Source organism: Microbacterium luticellae (assembly GCF_050408645.1).
Lineage (GTDB): Bacteria > Actinomycetota > Actinomycetes > Actinomycetales > Microbacteriaceae > Microbacterium.
The window spans coordinates 232,995-253,091 of the sequence record NZ_JBNTKE010000002.1 but is presented as its reverse complement, the minus strand read 5'-3'; the positions used below and the strand labels follow the sequence as shown (position 1 = coordinate 253,091).

19 protein-coding genes and 1 riboswitch are annotated in these 20,097 nt (G+C 61.9%); of the genes, 16 read left to right on the top strand and 3 right to left on the bottom strand.

Annotation, left to right across the window (positions count from 1 at the left end; translation table 11 throughout):
- Positions 1–100 precede the first annotated feature (100 nt).
- The 9 genes from ACQUSW_RS06895 to ACQUSW_RS06855 all read left to right on the top strand — a co-directional run bounded on the left by ACQUSW_RS06895 (position 101) and on the right by ACQUSW_RS06855 (position 6,651).
- Complete coding sequence (locus ACQUSW_RS06895) at positions 101–457, top strand: hypothetical protein (RefSeq protein WP_428931553.1); 357 nt, start codon at positions 101–103, stop codon at positions 455–457.
- On the top strand, positions 457–864 hold the full coding sequence (locus ACQUSW_RS06890) for a phage holin family protein (protein ID WP_428931552.1): 408 nt from the start codon (positions 457–459) through the stop codon (positions 862–864). Before ACQUSW_RS06895 ends, ACQUSW_RS06890 begins: the two co-directional genes overlap by 1 nt.
- The gene (locus ACQUSW_RS06885) at positions 851–1,129 is read left to right on the top strand and encodes a hypothetical protein (protein WP_428931551.1); all 279 of its coding nucleotides are present in this window, start codon (positions 851–853) and stop codon (positions 1,127–1,129) included. The genes ACQUSW_RS06890 and ACQUSW_RS06885 overlap by 14 nt, the downstream gene beginning before the upstream one ends.
- An 86-nt stretch (positions 1,130–1,215) precedes the next feature.
- On the top strand, positions 1,216–1,896 hold the full coding sequence (gene hemQ / locus ACQUSW_RS06880) for a hydrogen peroxide-dependent heme synthase (protein ID WP_428931550.1): 681 nt from the start codon (positions 1,216–1,218) through the stop codon (positions 1,894–1,896).
- Positions 1,897–1,909: 13 nt separating this feature from the next.
- Complete coding sequence (gene hemC, locus ACQUSW_RS06875; RefSeq protein ID WP_428931549.1) at positions 1,910–2,926, top strand: hydroxymethylbilane synthase; 1,017 nt, start codon at positions 1,910–1,912, stop codon at positions 2,924–2,926.
- Positions 2,923–3,720 (top strand): uroporphyrinogen-III synthase, encoded by a 798-nt coding sequence (locus tag ACQUSW_RS06870; protein WP_428931548.1) that lies wholly within the window; start codon positions 2,923–2,925, stop codon positions 3,718–3,720. Before hemC ends, ACQUSW_RS06870 begins: the two co-directional genes overlap by 4 nt.
- Positions 3,721–3,752: 32 nt before the next feature.
- The gene (gene hemB, locus ACQUSW_RS06865) at positions 3,753–4,712 is read left to right on the top strand and encodes a porphobilinogen synthase (RefSeq protein WP_428931880.1); all 960 of its coding nucleotides are present in this window, start codon (positions 3,753–3,755) and stop codon (positions 4,710–4,712) included.
- A gap of 33 nt (positions 4,713–4,745) precedes the next feature.
- Entirely contained in the window at positions 4,746–6,074 is a 1,329-nt protein-coding gene (gene hemL, locus ACQUSW_RS06860) for a glutamate-1-semialdehyde 2,1-aminomutase (protein ID WP_428931547.1), read from the top strand.
- A gap of 109 nt (positions 6,075–6,183) precedes the next feature.
- Entirely contained in the window at positions 6,184–6,651 is a 468-nt protein-coding gene (locus ACQUSW_RS06855; protein ID WP_428931546.1) for a hypothetical protein, read from the top strand.
- 36 nt (positions 6,652–6,687) lie between these two features.
- On the opposite strand, the gene ACQUSW_RS06850 is transcribed toward ACQUSW_RS06855, so the two are convergent.
- Positions 6,688–8,907, bottom strand: a complete 2,220-nt coding sequence (locus tag ACQUSW_RS06850) for an ABC transporter ATP-binding protein (RefSeq protein WP_428931545.1) — start codon at positions 8,905–8,907, stop codon at positions 6,688–6,690.
- A 161-nt stretch (positions 8,908–9,068) separates the two neighbouring features.
- Here ACQUSW_RS06850 and ACQUSW_RS06845 point away from each other — a divergent pair, with 161 nt between their 5' ends.
- From ACQUSW_RS06845 to ACQUSW_RS06835, 3 genes are read left to right on the top strand one after another with little or no spacing between them, the layout of a single operon-like run.
- Positions 9,069–10,148, top strand: a complete 1,080-nt coding sequence (locus tag ACQUSW_RS06845; RefSeq protein WP_428931544.1) for an enoyl-CoA hydratase/isomerase family protein — start codon at positions 9,069–9,071, stop codon at positions 10,146–10,148.
- Positions 10,149–10,176: 28 nt separating this feature from the next.
- Entirely contained in the window at positions 10,177–11,904 is a 1,728-nt protein-coding gene (locus ACQUSW_RS06840; RefSeq protein ID WP_428931543.1) for an ABC transporter ATP-binding protein, read from the top strand.
- Complete coding sequence (locus tag ACQUSW_RS06835; protein WP_428931542.1) at positions 11,901–13,991, top strand: ABC transporter ATP-binding protein; 2,091 nt, start codon at positions 11,901–11,903, stop codon at positions 13,989–13,991. Before ACQUSW_RS06840 ends, ACQUSW_RS06835 begins: the two co-directional genes overlap by 4 nt.
- 34 nt (positions 13,992–14,025) lie before the next feature.
- Here ACQUSW_RS06835 and ACQUSW_RS06830 read toward each other — a convergent pair whose 3' ends face one another.
- Positions 14,026–15,714 (bottom strand): D-alanyl-D-alanine carboxypeptidase family protein, encoded by a 1,689-nt coding sequence (locus tag ACQUSW_RS06830; protein WP_428931541.1) that lies wholly within the window; start codon positions 15,712–15,714, stop codon positions 14,026–14,028.
- 88 nt (positions 15,715–15,802) lie between these two features.
- Positions 15,803–15,912, top strand: a riboswitch (TPP riboswitch).
- On the opposite strand from ACQUSW_RS06830, the gene ACQUSW_RS06825 reads away from it, so the two are divergent.
- The 3 genes from ACQUSW_RS06825 (at position 15,905) to ACQUSW_RS06815 (ending at position 18,809) form a co-directional block, all read left to right on the top strand.
- The gene (locus tag ACQUSW_RS06825; RefSeq protein WP_428931540.1) at positions 15,905–16,549 is read left to right on the top strand and encodes an ECF transporter S component; all 645 of its coding nucleotides are present in this window, start codon (positions 15,905–15,907) and stop codon (positions 16,547–16,549) included. Its footprint overlaps the riboswitch before it by 8 nt.
- Positions 16,546–18,006, top strand: coding sequence for an ABC transporter ATP-binding protein (locus tag ACQUSW_RS06820; RefSeq protein WP_428931539.1), 1,461 nt, complete (start codon positions 16,546–16,548; stop codon positions 18,004–18,006). Before ACQUSW_RS06825 ends, ACQUSW_RS06820 begins: the two co-directional genes overlap by 4 nt.
- Positions 18,003–18,809: an energy-coupling factor transporter transmembrane component T family protein gene (locus ACQUSW_RS06815; RefSeq protein ID WP_428931538.1), complete on the top strand. Its 807-nt coding sequence runs from the start codon at positions 18,003–18,005 to the stop codon at positions 18,807–18,809. The genes ACQUSW_RS06820 and ACQUSW_RS06815 overlap by 4 nt, the downstream gene beginning before the upstream one ends.
- Positions 18,810–18,821: 12 nt before the next feature.
- Here the strand turns inward: ACQUSW_RS06815 and ACQUSW_RS06810 are convergent, their stop codons facing one another.
- Positions 18,822–19,181 (bottom strand): DUF488 domain-containing protein, encoded by a 360-nt coding sequence (locus ACQUSW_RS06810; protein ID WP_428931537.1) that lies wholly within the window; start codon positions 19,179–19,181, stop codon positions 18,822–18,824.
- 116 nt (positions 19,182–19,297) lie between these two features.
- Here ACQUSW_RS06810 and ACQUSW_RS06805 point away from each other — a divergent pair, with 116 nt between their 5' ends.
- Positions 19,298–20,059 (top strand): SDR family NAD(P)-dependent oxidoreductase, encoded by a 762-nt coding sequence (locus ACQUSW_RS06805; protein ID WP_428931536.1) that lies wholly within the window; start codon positions 19,298–19,300, stop codon positions 20,057–20,059.
- The last annotated feature ends 38 nt before the right edge of the window (positions 20,060–20,097 follow it).

The window sequence follows — 20,097 nt, the reverse complement described above, 5'->3', positions numbered from 1 at the left end:
GCACGAGTGACGAGAAAGCCGATGCAGTAGATGCCGAAAATGGCATATGGGGTTACCCTGGATACTTACCGCAGGCTCGAAACGATGTGAGGAGACCCGCATGAAGGGCAAGATCGGACTCGTCATCGGCCTCGGCGTAGGGTATGTATTGGGTGCCCGCGCAGGACGCCGCCGCTATGAACAAATCAAAGAACAGTGGCTCAAGGTGTGGCACCTCGACGCTGTTCAACAGCAGGTGACGAAGGCACAGGACTTTGCTCGTGCGCAGGCTGCCGCTGTACCGCAGGCACTGTGGAAGGGCACCGTCAACGTTGTCAAGGCCGCCACGGCCGACGGCACACCGGGCGAGCGCGTCGATGCCGCCCTGGAAGAAACAAAGGATGCTGCCGACACCGTGAAAAAGGCAGCAGATGAGACAGCCAAGGCGAGCGAGAAGAAGGCCCGCAAGGACAAATAATGGCACGCGACTTTCGTGACCGTGCCGACGACAGCTTTCTGACGCTCGTCGGCGACCTGCCCGAGCTGATCGGCAATCTTGTTAAGGCTGAGATTGACGCGGCGAAACGCTGGGTAACTCGAACCGCAAAAGACTCAGGGATCGGCGCCGTCTGGTTTGTTGTCGCCCTCTTCTTCTTGTTCTGGGCCGTACCGGTTCTGCTCGTATTTGCTATTGCCGGGCTCTCTTCGTGGTGGCCCGTGTGGCTCTCGGCGATCGTCGTGTTCGGAGGGCTGCTGCTTGCCGTGGCGGTCTTTGTGCTACTCGGTCTCTTGCGGTTCCGCAAGGTTTTGCGCCGCGAAAACCCGGCGCAGGCGGTCGGCACCGATTTTCGATTGATGAAGGACACCGGCGATGACCACTCCTGACCCTCATTCGCTCCCTCGTACCGTTGTTCCTGGCGGGATTATTGACCCCGTGCAGTCTGCACGGGCCGAACTCAAAGCGGCGCTGGCAGCCATCGAGCAGAAGGCCAATGTCGCCCGCCGCACAGAAGAAGCCGTCACGCGCGCGAACGTCAAGGTGCGTGCGTTTGCGCAGCGCAAACCCGTCACCCTTGCCGTCGCTGCCGTGGGCGTCGCTGCCGCTGTCGGCACGACCGTGTGGGGCATTGCTCGCCTGATCGCTCGCTGATCATATGAGCCGGCTGAGCGCAGCCGCATAATCACGCGGGTATTCGACGTTCGCGCACCCCGAAAGAACGGGGCACTATGAGAAACATGGCCGATGTTTCTTCTGCAGAATCCCCCGCTGGTTTCACGCTCTGGGCTGTGTGGTGCCGTGATGCGCAGCATCCGGTAACAGACAGCGAATCAGAAACTCTCGCTACTGCTGTTGCTGAGGTCGAAGAACGCGGTGTCACCATTCGCGGCTTTTACGACGTCTCGGCACTGAAGGCTGATGCCGACCTGATGGTGTGGTTGCACGGCGAAACAGCCGAACTGCTGCAATGGGCGCTGCGGCGGCTGCGCCGCAGCGGACTGCTGAGCACTCTCGTACCCGTCTGGAACGTTATGGGTGTGCACCGCGACGCCGAGTTCAACCGTGCCCACGTACCCGGGTTCTTGCGCGGCATCGCACCCAAGCAGTGGCTGTGCCTGTACCCGTTCGTGCGCACCCCCGAATGGTATTTGGCGCCCGAAGAAGAGCGTAAGCACATGCTGGCCGATCACGGTCGTAAGGGTGCTGCCCACCGCGGTGTTACAGCTAACACTGTTGCTGCATTTGCCCTCGGTGACTATGAGTGGCTGCTACCCCTGGAAGCCGATGACCCGACCGAACTGGTCGACCTTATGCGCGACCTGCGCTACACCGAAGCACGCCGGTACGTTAAAGAAGAGATCCCGTTCTACACGGGTCGGCGCGTGAGCGTGGCCGAAATCGCCGACGTCGTTCAGTGAGAGCGGTTTCGTCATGTCTCAACCTCTTCGTTTAGGCACGCGCCGCAGCGCTCTGGCTACCGCTCAGTCGGCCCAGGTGGCGGCAGCGCTCGAAAAAGTAAGCGGTCGCAGGGTAGAGCTTGTGCCGATTGTTTCGGAGGGCGACACCAACCGGGCTTCTCTGGCAGAAATTGGGGGAGTGGGAATTTTTGCGACGGCCCTGCGTGAGGCCCTGCGCCGCGGTGAGTGTGACTTTCTGGTGCACTCGCTCAAAGACCTTCCCACCGTGATTCCCGAAGACCTCTGTTTAGCTGCCACGCCCGAACGCGAGCGGGCAAACGATGTGGTGATCACTCGCGATGGCACAGCCCTGCATGAGATGGCGCAGGGTAGCCGCGTGGGCACGGGGTCACCGCGCCGCATTGCACAACTGCGAGGGTTGGCTCCGAAAACAAGCGCGGTAGATATTCGCGGCAATGTCGACTCGCGCCTTGACCGAGTGCGCACAGGAGACCTTGACGCAGTGATTCTGGCGGCGGCAGGCCTGGCACGCTTGAGCACTCGCACGGATGCGCCGCATCCGATTGCTGGTTTGCATCGTGTTGATCTTGGCCTCGCTGAGTGGCCGACCGCACCGGGCCAGGGTGCTTTGGGCGTAGAAACGCTGGCCGACGCCCCGGAAGACCTCATGGTGCATCTGCGGCAACTCGACCACGAGGCAACCCGCATTGCGATTACGGCAGAGCGAGCTGTGCTGGCGGGGCTGGACGTGGGATGCCAGTCGCCTATGGCCGCCCATGCCAGCGTGACAAACAACATTTTGCGTGTGAGAGCTGTCGTTTATGCCCCCGCCGATGGGTGGCGGATTGGACTCGACGTTACTGAAACCCTGAACGGAGGGTATATTCAAGGGAACGGCAGTGGCAACGGAGCAGATACTGTCGATGGAGCACACCCGATTGTTGCTGCAGAGCAGGTCGGGTTCGATATTGCCCGTCGGCTGCTCGAACGTGGGGCGGCCGACCTTCTCCCACGAGAGCGTTCCCAATGACCAACACCGAACAGAAAAAAGATAAGCCCCTCGAGGGCTGGCGTGTGCTGGTGCCGCGAGGCGGCCCCTGGGGCGACGGCGTCGCCGCAAGTCTGCGATCGCAGGGGGCGGTTCCGGTTGTGGCGCCGCTGATTAATTTCGCGCCGACAACTGATCAAGAGACCCTCGACACCGCACTGGGCGAACTCTCGGCCGGAGCATTTGACTGGCTAACGGTGACCAGCGCGACAACCGTTGACGTGCTTTTTGCGCATCGCACTGTGATTCCACCGAACACACGCATTGCTGCCGTGGGTGAGACAACCGCGGCAGCACTGCAGGCCGTCGGCTACGAGGTCACACTCGTCCCCGACCGCGATAACTCAGCCGCCGGTATGGCCGACCAGATGATCGCGCTCGAACCGGAACCTCGCCGCATTCTTACTCTGCGCAGTGAAATCGCAAAACCTGTACTGACCGAGCGGCTGATCGCTGCCGGGCACGACGTCAAGAGCGTTGTTGCCTACCGCACCGTGGGTGTTCCGGTCACCGAGCGCATCATGCGCGACGTAACCAACGGCAGAATCAACGCCATTTTGGTCACCAGCGGTTCTGTGGCCGAGCAGGTACGCGAGCAGTTTCCTGAGATCCCCGGCACCACGCTACTGGCCGCTATCGGCCCGCGTACGGCAACCGACGCCCGGCGCGCAGGTCTGCCCATCTCTGTCGTTGCCGACCGCCAGACTGTCGATGCCCTGATCGACGCCGTCTCGCAGTTCACTCTTCCGCACGCGGCCGACGAGTTCGCCCCGTGATCGACAACACACCTGTAGTACCCAGCATCCGGATGCGGCGCCTGCGCCAATCGGCAGCGTTGCGCACCCTCACTCGCGAGACAGAACTGGCCGCGCGCCACCTGGTGCAACCGTTGTTCGTGCGCGAAGACCTTGCCGAACCGCGTGCTGTGGCCTCGATGCCCGGCGTGTGGCAGCACACGATCGATAGTTTGCGTCGAGAAGCTGCCGCAGCGGCCGAAGCAGGCGTCGGTGGCGTGATGCTGTTTGGGATTCCGGCGCAGCGCGACGCGCGTGGTTCTGCCGGGGACGACCCGGAAGGCATTCTCAACGTGGCAACACGCGCGGTCGTTGCCGAGGTGGGCGATGCGATCACGGTGCAAACCGACCTATGTTTGGATGAGTTCACCGACCATGGCCACTGCGGGGTCATCGTCGACGACGGCGGCGTGGTCACGGTCGACAATGACGCAACGCTCGAACGGTACACGGCGATTGCGTGTGCTCAAGCAGAGTCGGGAGCACATCTCTTGGGTCTTTCCGGCATGATGGACGGCCAAACGGCAGCCGTGCGGCAGGCGCTGGATGCAGCCGGGCACACCGACACGGTGCTCATGGCCTATTCAGCCAAGTACGCCAGCGCTTTTTATGGACCATTTCGTGACGCTGTCGATTCGCAGCTCGACGGCGACCGCCGCAGTTACCAGATCGACCCGGCGAACCGGCGCGAGGGGGTTCGCGAGGCGGTGCTTGATGAAGCAGAGGGCGCCGATATCGTCATGGTGAAGCCCGCACTGGGTTTTCTTGACGTGGTTCGTGATGTGCGCGACGCCGTGCGTGTTCCTGTCTGGGCCTATCAGGTCTCGGGAGAGTACGCCATGCTCGAAGCAGCAGCGGCGAACGGCTGGCTCGAGCGACGCAGCGCGATCATCGAATCTCTCACCTCTATTCGGCGGGCGGGTGCCGACACGGTACTGAGCTACTGGGCAACAGAAGCTGCCGACTGGTTATAGCCGGGTCGACGACCCCGAGTGAAAGGGCCTCTCATGACCGACCGTAACGATGATCTTTTTGCCGCTGCTCGCACGGTGATTCCCGGAGGGGTTAACTCTCCGGTTCGCGCCTATGGTTCGGTGGGCGGCACGCCACGGTTTTTGCAGAGCGCGCACGGCGCCACAGTGACGGATGCTGCAGGAAGAACCTATGTTGACCTTGTGGCATCGTGGGGTCCTGCTCTTCTCGGCCATGCACACCCCGAGGTGGTTGCTGCCGTGCAGAAGGCCGCAGAGCGTGGGCTATCTTTTGGGGCTCCCACCGAGGGCGAGGCCGAACTGGCGGCGCTGATTGCGCAGCGGGTGCAGGCGGGCGGCTATGCTCCCGTCGACCGTGTGCGGCTGGTGAGTACGGGCACCGAAGCCACCATGACTGCGATTCGCCTTGCTCGTGGTGCAACAGGGCGCGACCTGTTGGTGAAGTTTGCGGGGCATTACCACGGCCACTCCGATGGTCTGCTGGCAGAGGCGGGTTCGGGCGTGGCAACCCTTGCGCTGCCCGGGTCGGCCGGAGTACCCGCGGCCATCGCCGCGCAAACACTGGTTATTCCCTATAACGACCCGCACGCTCTTGGCACCGTGTTTGCTGAGCACGGTGAACGTATCGCGGCCATTATCGTCGAGGCCTCGCCCGCGAACATGGGGGTTGTGCCGCCGCTGCCCGGGTTCCACCGGCTGATTGCCGACACCGCACACGCCTATGGTTCGCTCATGATTCTCGACGAAGTCTTGACCGGCTTCCGTGTTCATCGTGCCGGATACTGGGGCCTGCAGATCGACGAGGGCGAGACGTTTGTGCCCGACATTATGACGTTTGGCAAGGTGGTCGGGGGCGGTATGCCGCTTGCTGCGCTCGGCGGGCGTGCAGACCTCATGGATCAGTTGGCGCCCGTGGGGCCTGTGTATCAGGCCGGCACACTGTCGGGGAACCCGCTCTCAGTCGCGGCGGGCCTGGCGACACTGCGGTTGGCCACCGACGACGTCTATGCGGCGATTAATCGTGCGGCCGATACGGTGGCAACGGCCCTCGGTCGGGCTCTGAGCAATGCCGGGGTCGTGCATGCGGTGCCGCGAGCAGGAAACCTCTTCGGTGTCGCTTTCAGCGCCGAGCAGCCTCGCAACTATGAGCAGGCACAGGCGCAGGAGTCGTGGCGGTACGCGCCCTTCTTCCACAGCATGCTCGAGCAGGGCGTGGCACTGCCGCCGAGCGTCTTTGAGGCGTGGTTCTTGACCGCGGCGCACAGCGACGAGGCCGTGGATGCGATTGTGTCGGCGCTGCCACGCGCGGCGGAGGCTGCGGCATCGGCAACTGTGAGCAAATGAGGCGATGGGCCTTGGTGCGCTGTGACTGTGGCAGGTTGCTAGCAGGATCGTTGTCTTCCTGTGAGCTTCAACAGGCCCAAGTGTCGGTGAGGACTGGCAGACTGGTGGCATGGTAACTCTGCTGCTTGACACATCGCAGCTCGAAGTTGTTCTTTCTCCTCTCGAGCAAGCGGCGGCGTTTTACCGTGACAATTTGCGTGTTGATCGCGACCACATCACCAAGGTTCAGCTGACAGAAGAGCCATGGACGTGGTTGCGCGGTGTCGCTTCGCCAGGAACCCACATCAAGGGACTCTTCGCGGCAGGTACGTGGGAGACCGCCACCAGTCGTGACTTCGTTTTGGTGCGCCGCCGTCGCCCGGCCGTGGTGATCGATCTTGAAGGCAGCGACTACGCCCGTTTGCTGTTGGGCACGCGGCACGGCCTAGCTTTAGCGCAGGCTCTGCGCCTCGATGTCTCGGCAGAACCCACGGATGTCACTGAGATCGCTGCAACGGGTGCGATACCTGTTACCCCGGATGCCGGTGGTCCGTCGCGAAACCGGGGTAAGGCGAAGCCCACACTGAAGCCCGCCTAAACTCCGTTCCTGTCTGAGCAGCGACTCGCTTCTGTCTTACGAGTGATCGTTGTGCGAGTGGTCGTCGTCCGGGCTGTCGTTTACCGATGTCGAGAACGGCGAGTCATTGCCGTGGGCTACTGCACGTCCGAACGGTGATTCGTCGTCAGTCTCTTCTGAGAAGTAGGCGCGGGCCGCAGCAGAAATAGACGCACTGACGGCTGCAGCTCGAGCCGCCTGAGGGTCGTCAGTAACGGTGGGAACCTCACGCGTGGTGGGTTCGTCGTACACGGTGGGCTCGTCGTGTGCAGGGGGCTCGTCATCGGAAGCCGGCTCGTCATCGACCTCCTGTGTGACCTCGGGTACTCCCGTGATCAGCACATCGAAGGGCTGAGTGGGTACCCCTGCCGACTGCTCGACGGCCGTGGTGTTAAACAGCTGTGCTGAGAGCCCGGAGTCATCAGTATTTGCCGGGCGTGCAGCATCGGCTGCTGGGCCGAAGGCTGAACCACTCGTACTGACGGCAGGAAAGAGCCCGGCGCTCACGGGTGGTTCGGTCGCCGTGTCTTCGGGGCTGTCGTCTTCATCACCTTCGCCGTCTTCGAAGCTGCCGTCTTCGAAGCTGGGAGCTTCGGCGGCAACATACTCGGCTGGCGGCTCCGGATGCTGCTCATAGGCCGGCTCCGGTTCCTGTTCGACAACGGGCGCGGGTTCCTGTTCGACAACGGGATCAACCGCACGCTCAGGTGCTGAGGGGACATGGTCGATGACGCTGACGGGCGCGGTGTTGTGTGAGACCGGTGCCCAGGGGGCGGCCGGTGTGTCGTCGGTGACGTCGTCGTCGTCAATGACTTCTGCACCGGTGGCCTGCGCCATATCGGCCAGAAAGACTTCGGTGGTTTCGGGCGACGCGATTGTGGCCGGGGTTGCTGGCGACGATTCGGGCGCGAAGCTGTCGTTGTCAGTTTCGGCGTCGGTTGGTGCCTGCTCGACCGGTGCTGTCGGGTGAAACAGGCTTTCATGGGCCGGGACCTGTTCCGTCACGGGAGTGTCGAGCAGATCATCATCATGGTCGTCTGCCGGAGCACTCTGGTGTTCGGGCAGCACCGACGGAACATTCCCGAATGTTGCTGCTGCTGTACCGGCGGCGCTCGGTGCGAGTGCGGCGGCACCAGCGCTGGCGGCGGCTGCGGTCACCGCTGTGGCATCGGCATCTACTTCTGTGTCTGCAGCATCCGGTGCCTCTGCTTCGTGTGGCTCAGACCCGTACTCTTCGGGCTGTGGGGCGATAGCGGCGCTGTCGATGTCGTCTACGGCATCATCGCTGTCGTCAGCAGACTCACCCGGCGCAGCGGCTGGCTCGGCACTCGGCGTAACCGTGTCAAAACCGGTGCGGATGCGTTCGAAATAGATGTCTTCAAGGCTCGGCGAACGGCGCTGCAAACTCGTGAGCGCAATGCCCGCTTCGGCAGCCGCGGCACCCACCGTTGTTGGGTCGCTGCCGCGCACCGTGAGTCCCGAGCGAAGAAGGTCGTAGTCGAGTTCGGCAGCGGCAAGGGCACGTGCCAGGCCAGCGCGGTCATCAGAATCAACGACAACAGGACCACCGGTGGGGTCGGCAAGTTCATCGATGCTGCCGTCAAAGAGCAGCCGTCCGTGCGAGAGCACAAGAACGTGGTCAGCGATGCGTTCAATCTCGCTAATCACATGTGAGCTCACCAGCACCGTGCGCCCCTCATCGGCAAGACGGCGCAGCAGTAGCCGCATCCAGCGGATGCCTTCCGGGTCGAGCCCATTGGCGGGCTCATCAAAAACAAGTGCGCCCGGGTCGCCCAGCAGTGCCGTCGCAACGCTCAGGCGCTGACGCATACCCAGCGAATAGGTACCGATTTTTGCGTCGGCGTCGTGTTCAAGACCAACGAGTGCCAGCACCTCATCAATACGGCTGAGGGGAATACCGTTGGCGCGCGCGGTGACCGTCAGCTGTCGCAGTGCCGTGCGGCGCGGACGATAGCCGGTGTCTTCCATAACAAACCCGACCGTACGCAGCGGCTGGCGAATCTGCGAAAATTCTTGACCACCAATAGTGGCCGTTCCCGCCGTCGCGCGCACCTGACCCAGCAGGATGCACAAAGACGTCGTTTTGCCTGCCCCATTAGGGCCGAGGAAACCCGTAACGGTTCCTGGTTCGATACGTGCTGAGAGGTCGTCGACCGCCGTGACGTCGCCAAATCGCTTCGTCACATGGGAGAACTCAATTAGCTGACCTTCGGGCATGCCCGTTCCTCCTCGTCGCCGGTTCTCTCTATCTTGTCGGAAACACCTGCATATCGGCTGTTCTTCGTGTGGGAGTCGCCGTATTCGTTGCCGACCAGGCTCTGGGTATCCGTGGTAGGTATTCGATCATGGATCCAGGTTTTGGCGGTAGCCTGACATTCGTGACCATCGACGTTCCCACCTCATCTGAACTTCTGCTCGCTCATCGAGAGAACTCCCTCGGGTGCATTACCCTCAACCGCCCGCGGGCGCTCAATGCGCTCAATCTCGAAATGATTGAGGCTTTTGCCGAGGTCCTTGAGCAGTGGCGCACCGACACTGATGTGCACATGGTGCTGCTGGAGGGCGCGGGAGAGCGAGGACTCTGCGCAGGGGGTGACATCCGGGTGCTGCATGAAAACATCACCTCGGGTGATGTCTCTTTGGCGCAAGAATTTTTTCGCACCGAGTACGCGCTGAACGCTGCCATCGCAGAGTTTCCCAAGCCGTTCGTGGCACTGCTTGACGGCATCACGATGGGTGGCGGTATCGGTGTGGGCGGCCATGCCGCTATTCGTGTGGTCACCGAGCGCTCGCAGTTGGCAATGCCCGAGACCCGCATCGGCTTTACCCCCGATGTTGGCGGTACCTGGCTGCTTGCGCATGCGCCAGGGCGAGTGGGCGAGTATTTGGCGTTGACGAGTGCATCAATGTCGGCAGCCGATGCTATCTATGCGGGCTTTGCCGACTACTTTGTTCCCTCGGATCGCCTGGATGGCCTGCGTGAAGCACTCGCCTACCGTGCTGATCCCGCAGGGCCCAGCGAACTGGTACTGCGGTTTGATGAGACCCCGGATGCTGCGCCCCTGGCCGAAGAACAGCAGTGGATTGACGAAGTGTTCTCGGCCGACACCGTCGCAGAAATTCGCGATCGACTGCGGGACATCGACCGTGACGCCGCACGGGCGGCCCTGACCGCTATAGAAGAGGTATCACCGACATCGTTGGTCGTGGCCCTCGATGCGGTTCGTGAGGCACGGGCCATGCCCGACCTGCGGGCGGCGCTTGCGGGCGAGTATCGCCGCGTGCTGTGGTTTGCCGAGCAGCATCCGGATCTCGTGGAGGGAATTCGCGCGCAGGTTATCGATAAAGATCGCGCACCCCGCTGGCAACCTGCAACAATTGATGACCTCACGAATGACGCCGGGGCAGCGGCGCGTGATTTTCGTCCCGCAGTAGGACTGTGGGATAGCAACGACTAACCGCCGACTGACCGCGAAGGGCACACCAGTGCTAGGAAAACTTCTTCTCCGATATCTGGTCCGTTATAAGTGGCTGCTGCTGGGTGTGCTGGTGTTTCAGTTCACGGCAGCGATGGCAGCCCTATATTTGCCCACCCTCAACGCCGAAATCATTAATGAGGGCGTAGCGAAGGCCGACACCGCCTATATCTGGAAGCACGGCGCGTTTATGCTCGCGGTGTCGTTCGGCCAGATTCTTGCTTCGATCATTGCCACCCTGTGTGCGGCACGAGCAGCGATGGCGCTCGGGCGCGATGTGCGGGCCGATGTCTTTTCACGCGTGAGCAGTTTTTCGGAGCGCGAGGTTTCGCAGTTTGGTGCGGGCTCGCTCATTACTCGCAACACGAACGATGCGCAGCAGGTGCAGATGCTGGCCATGATGGGCGCAACAATGTTTGTGACAGCGCCGCTGCTGGCCATCGGCGGCATCATTATGGCGGTGCGGCAAGACGTAGGGCTCAGCTGGCTGATCGCTATTTCTGTGCCTGTGCTGTTGGTCTTGGCCATTATTGTGATCAGCCAGATGGTGCCGCTGTTCCGCCGCAACCAGAACATGCTCGACACCATCAACCGCATTATGCGTGAGCAGTTGACAGGCGTGCGCGTCGTGCGCGCCTTTGTTCGCGAGCGGGTAGAAGAAGAACGATTCCGTTCGGCGAACACCGATCTTATGATCGTGGGCCGCAACATCGGATCACTGTTTGTGCTGCTGTTTCCGCTGTTCATGCTTGTTCTTAACGTGACCGTTGTGGGCGTCATCTGGTTTGGTGGCGTGGAGGTCGATGCCGGAAACGTTGAGATCGGTACCCTCTTTGCCTTTATGCAGTACGTGGGGCAGATCATGATGGGCGTGATCATGTCGAGCTTTATGGCCATGATGATTCCGCGCGCCGCGGTCTCTGCCGAACGTATTGGCGAGGTGCTCGAGGCCGAAACTTCGATGGAACGCCCCGAACATGGCATCACTGCTTTTACGGCGCCGGGACAGGTTGTTTTTGACGACGTGGAGTTCACTTATCCCGGAGCCGAAGCACCGGTTCTTACCGGTATAAGCTTTGCTGTGCAACCGGGACAGACCGTCGCGATCGTGGGTTCAACAGGCTCGGGTAAAACAACACTGATCTCGCTCATTCCCCGCCTTTTCGATGTCACTGCAGGTGCTGTGCGAGTGGGCGGCGTCGATGTGCGCGAAGCCGATGTCGACCATCTGTGGCAGAGCATCGGGCTTGTGCCGCAGCGCCCGTTCTTGTTTACAGGAACGGTGGCGTCGAATCTGCGCTACGGCCGTGAAGAGGCATCCGACGACGAACTGTGGAAGGCGCTAGAGATTGCTCAGGGCCGCGACTTTGTCGAAGCGATGCCGGAAGGCCTCCACTCGCGCATCGCTCAGGGCGGCACGAATGTTTCTGGTGGGCAGCGACAGCGTCTCGCCATTGCGCGGGCGATTGTGCACCAGCCCGACATCTTGCTCTTTGACGACTCATTCTCGGCACTCGACCTGACGACCGATGCACGGTTGCGGCAGGCGCTCTGGCGTGAACTGCCGAACGTGACCAAGGTGGTTGTCGCGCAGCGTATTTCGACAATTACCGACGCCGACCAGATCGTTGTTCTCGACGGCGGCACCATGGTGGGCGCGGGAACACACAGCGAACTGCTGGCCACCAATGAGACCTATCAAGAGATCGTCGAATCGCAGCTGGGGGTAGACGCATGAGCGACAGCCGCGAAAACGCGACCGTAGAAATCGACGACGAGCGCGAAAAAGAACTCGCCGAGCAGGCACGCCAAGACGGTGGCGGCTGGGACGGACCAGCCGCCGGAAAAGCCGACCACTTTTGGCCGAGCTTTACCCGCATGATTGGGCTGCTCAAACCCTCGGCAATCTGGCTCGCCCTGGTTTCGCTGTGTGGAGCGATCGGTGTTGTACTCGCTGTTATCGCACCGAAGGTGCTGGGTGAGGCCACCAACGCTGTGTACGAGGGCTTTATTTCGCGTGCGCTGGGTAGCGATATGGCGGGATTCCCCGGTTTTCCTGCCGGAACCTCACGCGAAGAGGTCGTTGACGCTCTGCGGCAGGCAGGGCAAGACACCTTTGCCGACATGGTCGGCGCCATGGACAACTTCTCTGTCGGCGCTGGTGTCGACTTTGACCGCCTGCGCTCCATCATTGTTGGCGTTCTGGCCATCTATGTCGGTTCTGCACTGCTGTCGTGGCTGCAGGGCTACGTGATCAACGTCATTATGGTGCGCACCATGTGGCGCCTGCGTGAAGACGTCGAAGCGAAGATCAACCGTTTGCCGCTGGCCTACTTCGACCGTGTGCAGCGCGGTGAGCTTATCTCGCGCGTGACTAACGACATCGACAACATCACCCAGACCATGCAGCAGTCGCTCTCGGGCGCACTCACCTCGATTCTTACCGTGGTCGGTGTGCTGGTGATGATGTTCTCGATTTCGTGGCAGCTGGCACTCGTAGCGCTCATTGCGCTGCCGCTTATGGGCGTCATTTTCGGAATCATCGGCCCGCGCTCGCAAAAGGCTTTCGGTGTGCAGTGGCGCAAGGTGGGCCGCTTGAACGCCCGCGTCGAAGAAGCATTCTCGGGGCACGCACTCGTGAAGGTTTTTGGCCGCGAGCAAGATGCGCTTGACCGCTTTCAAGAAGAAAACGAAGAACTCTTTGAAGCCAGCTTTAAAGCACAGTTCCTCTCGGGCATCATCATGCCGGCCATGACGTTTGTCGGCAGCCTCACGTATGTGGGCATTGCTGTGCTGGGCGGGCTCATGGTTGCCAGCGGCAACCTGCGCCTGGGCGATGTGCAGGCGTTTATCCAGTATTCGCAGCAATTCACGCAACCGTTGAGCGAACTGGGTGGCATGGCCGCCGTTGTGCAGTCGGGGACGGCCTCGGCCGAGCGGGTGTTCGACTTCCTCGACGCCGAAGAGCAAGATCCGGATGCCGATGACGCACCGACCGTGGATGAGGGCCAGGGCGTGATCGAATTCGATGGCGTGAGTTTCTCATATAGCGACGACCAGCCACTGATCAGCGACCTGTCGTTCCGGGTGGAACCCGGGCAAACAGTGGCGATTGTCGGGCCGACCGGGGCGGGGAAAACAACGCTGGTCAACCTGATCATGCGTTTTTATGAGCTTGACGGTGGCCGTATCTTGCTCGACGGGCAGAACATTGCCGAGATGACCCGCGAAGACCTGCGCTCACGCACAGGCATGGTGTTGCAAGACCCGTGGCTTTTTGCCGGAACGATTCTGGAGAATATTCGCTACGGCAAGTCGACCGCCAGCGATGCTGAGGTGTATGCGGCCGCAGAAGCGACGTATGTCGACCGTTTTGTGCATGCGCTGCCCGAGGGCTATGACACGGTTCTCGAAGAAGACGCATCGAATGTTTCGGCCGGTGAGCGCCAGCTGATCACGATCGCGCGGGCGTTTGTCTCTGAGCCGTCGATTCTCATTCTTGATGAGGCGACCTCGGCCGTCGATACGCGTACCGAACTCTTGCTACAGAACGCCATGGCCGCGCTGCGCGAGGGTCGCACATCGTTCGTGATCGCCCACCGGTTGTCAACGATTCGTGACGCCGACCTCATTCTGGTGATGGAGCACGGCGATATTGTAGAAAAGGGCAACCACGAAGAACTGATTGCTGCGCGCGGAGCCTATTGGCGGCTGTATCAGTCACAGTTTGAAGAGGCTGCCACCGATATCGATGCCGAAGAGGCGATGACAGGGTCGCTGCCCGTGGTTACTGCCGACGAGGCAGCACCAGGGTCACCTGCGTAATCCCCTGCGCAACGGCCCTGCTTAGTTCACGCCTCTAGCCGGTGAGACCGAGGAGTTCGAGCGGGTGTGTGAGGCGCCACCACAGGCTGGGGTCGGGTACATCGTTTGTGAGCACCACATCGACCGTGGCCGTGTTGATGGGGCCGGTCACGCTCAGAGTGCCGACGCTGCTGCCACGCTGACGGTCGTTGCCGACAGTCAATTCGGTGTCGACCGTGGGCGTTGCGGCGTTCCACAGTACGACCTGTGCAGCGTCGCGCGTAACGATGTCGGCAGAGGATCCCCAGGGTGTTTCGATGCTGCCAACGGGTGTTTCGGCGGCAATCGTGGGCGCTTCAGCCTGCGCGTGTAGCTGGGCTTCTGCCTGCCGGTACAGGTCGCGGGTGACGTCGACTCGGGCGTCACTGTCTTCTTGACCAAGAACAGAAATGAAGATGCGCACGGTGGCATCGCCAATCGTGACTTCCTTGGCGGAGAGCAGGTTGTAGTGGTCGTCGTTGGTGCCGGTTTTTACGCCCAGCATCCCGGGGTCACTGAGCAGTCGGTTGGTGTTCTTGACCTCGCCGGCCCCCGGAATCTCGGTCTCTTGTGTCGCAACGATGGGGCCCAGCACGGGGTGTTCTACGGCGAGTTCTGCCAGTTGCAGTAGCGATCGCGGCGTTGCCGTATTGCCCCAGCCGATCCCCGAGGGGTTTTCCAGCTCGACGCCGCTAATGCCCTGTTCGGCCAGCCACTCCTCGCCGGCGACAACAAAGTCGTCGTCGCTGCCCCAAATTTCTTGCGAGAGCCTATCGGCATAGTTATTGGCAGAGCCGAGCATGATGCCTTCAATGAGCTGATATTCGCTCAGGCTGCCGTCGACGGGAACATCTAACGCCGACTGGTCACTCCACAGGTACTGCCAAAAGTCGTAGCTGTCTTCTTCGGTGAAAAAGAACTCGGGGCCGGTCTCGCCCTCTTCTAGCGGAAGCGCATCGAGGGCGGCGAGCACCGTGACGACCTTGGTGATGCTGGCCATGGGTGTGGGTTCTTCTGACGACGCGACAGCGTTGATGTTTTCTACCCCCACCGCTGCGCTGCCACGCTCGGGCCACGTAAACGAGGCCGCTGGAGCAGGGGCCGCGGTAACGCTGAGCGACGTCACTGTGGGGGCAACAGCATCGAGTGGCCATAGCGCCGCGGCAGCACCATAGGCTGCTGCCGAAACCACCGTGATGAGGGGCGGCAAAAAAACGCTCGGGCGTTTCCACTGTGACCGCTCAGGAAAGTCGGCGAGTAGGTCGGCAGACGCCCGATGTCCGGGGGGAAGAGGGCCTAAAGATGCTCCTGCGCCCGGTAACCCGGTGACTGTTGATTCGTCGACCCACGACAATGCCATACCGGATGCTACCGCGTTGGCCTGGGGCTCTGACAGCTCAGGCTTGTGCGCCACTTCTTCTACCGGATCAGCAGGTTCTTCACTACTGAGCACGCCGAAAGTGGCCGTGAGCACGCCGGGTTCGGGGGCGTCGCCCTGCGTTATGGGCGGCGTGGGGGCTGCGGCATCCGGAAACAGTGTGTCGTTGTGGAAGGGCGAGGTAAAAAGCGCAGGAGGTTGCTCAAATAACCCCTCGGGCGGTGGATCGTTGGGTGTCTGTGACGCAGCTGCTTCGCGGGCAGCGCGCGACTCCCGACGTGTCCTGTGCCGTGGGGGAGGAGCGGCAGCGGTGTCGTCGACGGTCATCGCTTTCTACGGTACCTAACTCCACCTGAGTGCGGGAGTCGAATAAATACATACCGGATGCCACCCGAGATAAAGCGGGCTATGCTGGCAGCACAACCACGGGAGTCCGGTATTTCGGGCTGAGAGGAAGCGACCCGCGCTTCGACCGTCGAACCTGATCTGGATCATGCCAGCGCAGGGAGGAGAGTATATGAGTACGTCTACGTCACCCATCCGTACCGTGCAGGAGCACGGTGATTCTGCGAAACAATCGCGCTCGCTGCGGTGGCGCGTTGTTGACATCGTTGTAGCCAGCGTTATCGCCGTGGCCTGCGCCGCCGTGTTTCTCGTGTGGAACGTGGGCTACGAGGTGCCCAGCGCGTTCTTGAAGCCGCTTGTGCCCGGATTGCAGGGTCTGTTGGCGGGGCCGTGGCTCTTTGCCGGTGTGCTGGGCGCGATCATTATTCGTAAACCGGGCGCAGCCCTGTATACCGAATTGGTAGCGGCCACTATCTCTGCCCTGGTGGGTAACTCGTGGGGTCCGCTCACCATCGCCTCAGGAATCGTGCAGGGGCTGGGTGCTGAGCTGATCTTCCTCGCGTTTCTCTATGGCGTGTGGCGTTTGCCGGTTGTTTTGCTTGCCGGGGCCGGAACAGGCCTGGCGTGCGGCATTAACGACCGCATTCTCTGGTATCCGGGCGCCGACACACTGTTTACTACCGTCTATATTTCGTCAACAACCATCTCGGGCATTGTGATCGCAGGTCTCGGGTCGTGGCTGATTGCGCGTGCTCTGGCAGCCACCGGCGCTCTCAACCGATTCGCTGCCGGCCGCGAAACAACCGCCCGGGTATGACCGCATCGGGTTCTCCCGCACGTCTGGAGGCCCACGGTTGGGGGTGGCGCTATGCCACTCGCCGGGCGTGGGCCCTGCGTGATGTGAGCGTTCGCATCGAACCGGGCGAGCGCGTGCTGCTGCTCGGTGCATCGGGATCGGGTAAGTCGACGCTTCTGCAGGGTTTCGGCGGTGTTCTCGGCGGCGCCGATGAGGGTGAGGAGCAGGGCGCTGTGCTGGTTGATGGCGCCGCGGCCAGCAGCATCCGGGGTCGTGTGGGGATGGTTTTGCAAGATCCCGATACCCAGACGATTCTGGCGCGCGTGGGTGATGACGTTGCCTTCGGCTGCGAAAACTTAGGTGTTGCGCGTGACGACATTTGGTCGCGCGTGCACGAGGCTTTGCACCGGGTGGGGCTGGATGTTGCTCTTGACCGGTCGACGTCAGCGCTATCGGGTGGACAAAAGCAGCGACTGGCTCTTGCCGGTGTGCTGGCGATGCAGCCCGGCGCTATTTTGCTCGACGAGCCGACCGCCAACCTCGACCCAGAGGGCGTTACGGAGGTGCGTGATGCTGTCGCGGCGGCGCTGGAGGCGACCGGCGCAACCCTCGTGGTAATTGAGCACCGCATCGAGGCGTGGCTGCCCGTGGTCGACCGCGTGATTGTGCTGGGCCGCGACGGCGACAGCACCGTGGTAATTGCCGATGGCAGTCCACGTGAGGTGCTCGAAGAGCGCGGTGCAGAGCTGGCCGTGGCGGGCGTGTGGGTTCCGGGGCATCCGCCCGCCTGGCCCGCAGCACCCCAGAAGCCTGCGGGCGAAGTGCTCATAGAGACGCACGAGCTGACCGTGTCTCGGCAGCGCGGCGTGCCTGTTGCTGGTCCGTTCACGCAGCAGGTGCGTGCGGGTGAGGCCGTTGCCATCGTGGGGCCCAATGGTGCGGGTAAATCGACGCTCGGTCTCACCATGGCCGGCCTTATTTCTGGCGAGAACGGTAGCGTGCAGGCTTCGGTGGCACTTCGAGGTAGCGAAAGCAGCAACCCTTTTCGATGGTCGTCGCGTGCACTCCTCACCCGCATCGGAACAGTGCTGCAGAGCCCCGAACACCAGTTGCTGGCGAAAACGGTGCGCGAAGAACTCGCGATCGGTCCGCGCGCACTGGGGCTGACCGACCAAGAAATCACTGACCGCACCGACGAACTACTCGAACGCCTACGGCTAGCCCGGCTTGCCGAAGCAAACCCCTACACACTCTCGGGTGGCGAGAAGCGACGCCTCACCGTCGCCGCCATGCTGGCGACCAGACCCCGGATGCTGGTGCTTGACGAACCCACCTTCGGCCAAGACTCCCGCACGTGGGCCGAACTCGTGGCGCTCATCGCCAGTATTCGCGACCAGGGGGCGGGTGTTGTTGCAATCACGCATGACCGCGATGTTGTGCGTGCCCTGCAGGCGCGAGCGATCGAGGTGGCAGCATGAGCATTATGACAGCGCCCGAGCGCCGCATCCAGCGCCGCGGACCGATCGCTGGCCGCAGTGCGCTCGCAAAATTGGCTGCAGCCCTGCTCGTGAGTGTGCCGCTCGTCGTGAGCATCGACGTACTCTCGGCCACCGTTGCACTGGCACTTGAGATACCGATCCTTGTGCTCTCGGGCCTGACGCTCCGGGAATTCTGGTTACGCACGGCAGTGCTGTGGTTTGCTGCCCCCACCGGTGCATTAACCATTGCGCTCTACGGTGAAACCAGCGGCACCGTGCATTTTCAGTGGCTGTTTATGCAGGTCAGCGATGGTTCGCTGGCGCTCGCAGCAGCTACGGGCGTGCGTATTCTTGCTATCGGCTTGCCCGCCATCTGTCTCTTCGCCACCGTTGACCCGACCGACCTGGCCGACGACCTCGCGCAGCGTGCCCGACTACCCGCCCGTTTTGTGCTCGGTGCGCTGGCGGGAATGCGCATGCTGGGGTTGCTTGTTGACGACTGGCGTGCGCTGGGCCTTGCGCGCCGCGCGCGCGGAGTAACCGATCAGGGTCGCATCCGGAGAGCCTTGGGCATGGTTTTTGCCCTGTTTGTTCTCGCGATCCGCCGTGGCTCATCGCTGGCAACAGCGATGGAAGCACGCGGCTTTGGCGGCACCGCGGCACGCACGTGGGCGCGGCCCTCGGTATGGACACGCGCAGACACGGTGCTTGTGGCAATCGCCGTACTCATCCCGACAATCGCCCTTACAGCGGCCGTCGTATTTGGCACCTGGAACTTTATTATCGGGCCCTCCGGGCGCTGACCCTCTGGCCGATTAGCCCAGTAGCTTGCGCAGTTCTTGTTCGAGGACGACCACGTTATTGTGTGCGGTGTCGTGTGCCGAGAACACGAGAGTGACGGTTTTCTTGTCGCGCAGGGTGTCGACTAGTTCGTGCAGCGCAGACGACGAATCGCCGTGCAGTTCTGCGCGATATTTTTTCTGAAACTCGGGCCAAAAATCGCTGTCGGCGTGCAGCTTCTTGCGAAGCTCGTCACTGGGGGCAACCTCTTTCGCCCACAGGTCGATGCGCGCATCTTCTTTGGATATTCCGCGCGGCCACAGTCGGTCAACAAGCACACGGAATCCATCAGAAGCAGCGGCGTCGTCGTAGGCACGTTTGCTATTGAGATCCATAACCCCAGCAAACACCCGCGCAGCACCTGTGTCTAGAGCGAGCAGCGGGATGGGAGAAACAGAAGCGCGTATGCTGGATCGCAGTTGCCACTTTGCTCTGTTCGAAGGAGAACCGGATGCAGATTGCAGAAACAAGCGCACTCATTACCGGAGGCGCCAGCGGCCTGGGCCTTGCAACGGCCCGTCGCCTCGCGACCGCCGGAGCCCACCCCGTCATCGTTGATTTAGCGTCGTCGCAGGGAGCCAAAGTTGCGTCAGAACTCGGCGGCACGTTCGTTGCCACCGATGTCACCAACGACGACGACGTGCGCAACGCCGTACAGTTGGCGACGGCTGCGGCACCGCTGCGCATCGTGGTCAACTGTGCGGGTATTGCGCCGCCTGCCAAAGTGCTCGACCGCGAAGGTAACCCGGCGTCGTCGGCCGACTTCGCAAAAATCGTGCAGGTGAACCTGGTGGGCACGTTCGCTGTTATTGCGCAGGCGGCGGCGGCCATGGCTCAGCAGCATCCGGATGCAGCAGGTGAGCGCGGTGTGATTGTTAATACGGCGAGCGTCGCCGCCTTCGACGGACAAATCGGTCAGCCCGCCTATTCGGCGTCGAAGGGTGGCGTGCACGCCATGACGCTGCCGATTGCGCGTGAACTGGCACGCCACCACATTCGGGTGTGCACGATTGCGCCCGGCATTATGGAAACACCCATGCTCGCGGGGCTGCCGCAGGCCGCCCAAGATTCGCTCGGCCAGCAGGTGCCGTACCCGCAACGACTCGGCAAGCCAGAGGAGTATGCGGCGCTCGTGCAGCATATTGTCGAAAACGATTATCTCAATGGCGAGACCATTAGGCTCGACGGCGCTATTCGAATGGCGCCCAAATAAGCAGGCTGTGGCGACGCCCGTGCGCGCCCCGATACGAG

Coding starts and splice junctions, on each gene's coding strand:
- ACQUSW_RS06895 (WP_428931553.1), top strand. CDS start 101: ATGAAGGGCAAGATCGGACTCGTCATCGGCCTCGGCGTAGGGTATGTA.
- ACQUSW_RS06890 (WP_428931552.1), top strand. CDS start 457: ATGGCACGCGACTTTCGTGACCGTGCCGACGACAGCTTTCTGACGCTC.
- ACQUSW_RS06885 (WP_428931551.1), top strand. CDS start 851: ATGACCACTCCTGACCCTCATTCGCTCCCTCGTACCGTTGTTCCTGGC.
- hemQ (WP_428931550.1), top strand. CDS start 1,216: ATGGCCGATGTTTCTTCTGCAGAATCCCCCGCTGGTTTCACGCTCTGG.
- hemC (WP_428931549.1), top strand. CDS start 1,910: ATGTCTCAACCTCTTCGTTTAGGCACGCGCCGCAGCGCTCTGGCTACC.
- ACQUSW_RS06870 (WP_428931548.1), top strand. CDS start 2,923: ATGACCAACACCGAACAGAAAAAAGATAAGCCCCTCGAGGGCTGGCGT.
- hemB (WP_428931880.1), top strand. CDS start 3,753: ATGCGGCGCCTGCGCCAATCGGCAGCGTTGCGCACCCTCACTCGCGAG.
- hemL (WP_428931547.1), top strand. CDS start 4,746: ATGACCGACCGTAACGATGATCTTTTTGCCGCTGCTCGCACGGTGATT.
- ACQUSW_RS06855 (WP_428931546.1), top strand. CDS start 6,184: ATGGTAACTCTGCTGCTTGACACATCGCAGCTCGAAGTTGTTCTTTCT.
- ACQUSW_RS06850 (WP_428931545.1), bottom strand. CDS start 8,907: ATGCCCGAAGGTCAGCTAATTGAGTTCTCCCATGTGACGAAGCGATTT.
- ACQUSW_RS06835 (WP_428931542.1), top strand. CDS start 11,901: ATGAGCGACAGCCGCGAAAACGCGACCGTAGAAATCGACGACGAGCGC.
- ACQUSW_RS06830 (WP_428931541.1), bottom strand. CDS start 15,714: ATGACCGTCGACGACACCGCTGCCGCTCCTCCCCCACGGCACAGGACA.
- ACQUSW_RS06825 (WP_428931540.1), top strand. CDS start 15,905: ATGAGTACGTCTACGTCACCCATCCGTACCGTGCAGGAGCACGGTGAT.
- ACQUSW_RS06820 (WP_428931539.1), top strand. CDS start 16,546: ATGACCGCATCGGGTTCTCCCGCACGTCTGGAGGCCCACGGTTGGGGG.
- ACQUSW_RS06815 (WP_428931538.1), top strand. CDS start 18,003: ATGAGCATTATGACAGCGCCCGAGCGCCGCATCCAGCGCCGCGGACCG.
- ACQUSW_RS06810 (WP_428931537.1), bottom strand. CDS start 19,181: ATGGATCTCAATAGCAAACGTGCCTACGACGACGCCGCTGCTTCTGAT.
- ACQUSW_RS06805 (WP_428931536.1), top strand. CDS start 19,298: ATGCAGATTGCAGAAACAAGCGCACTCATTACCGGAGGCGCCAGCGGC.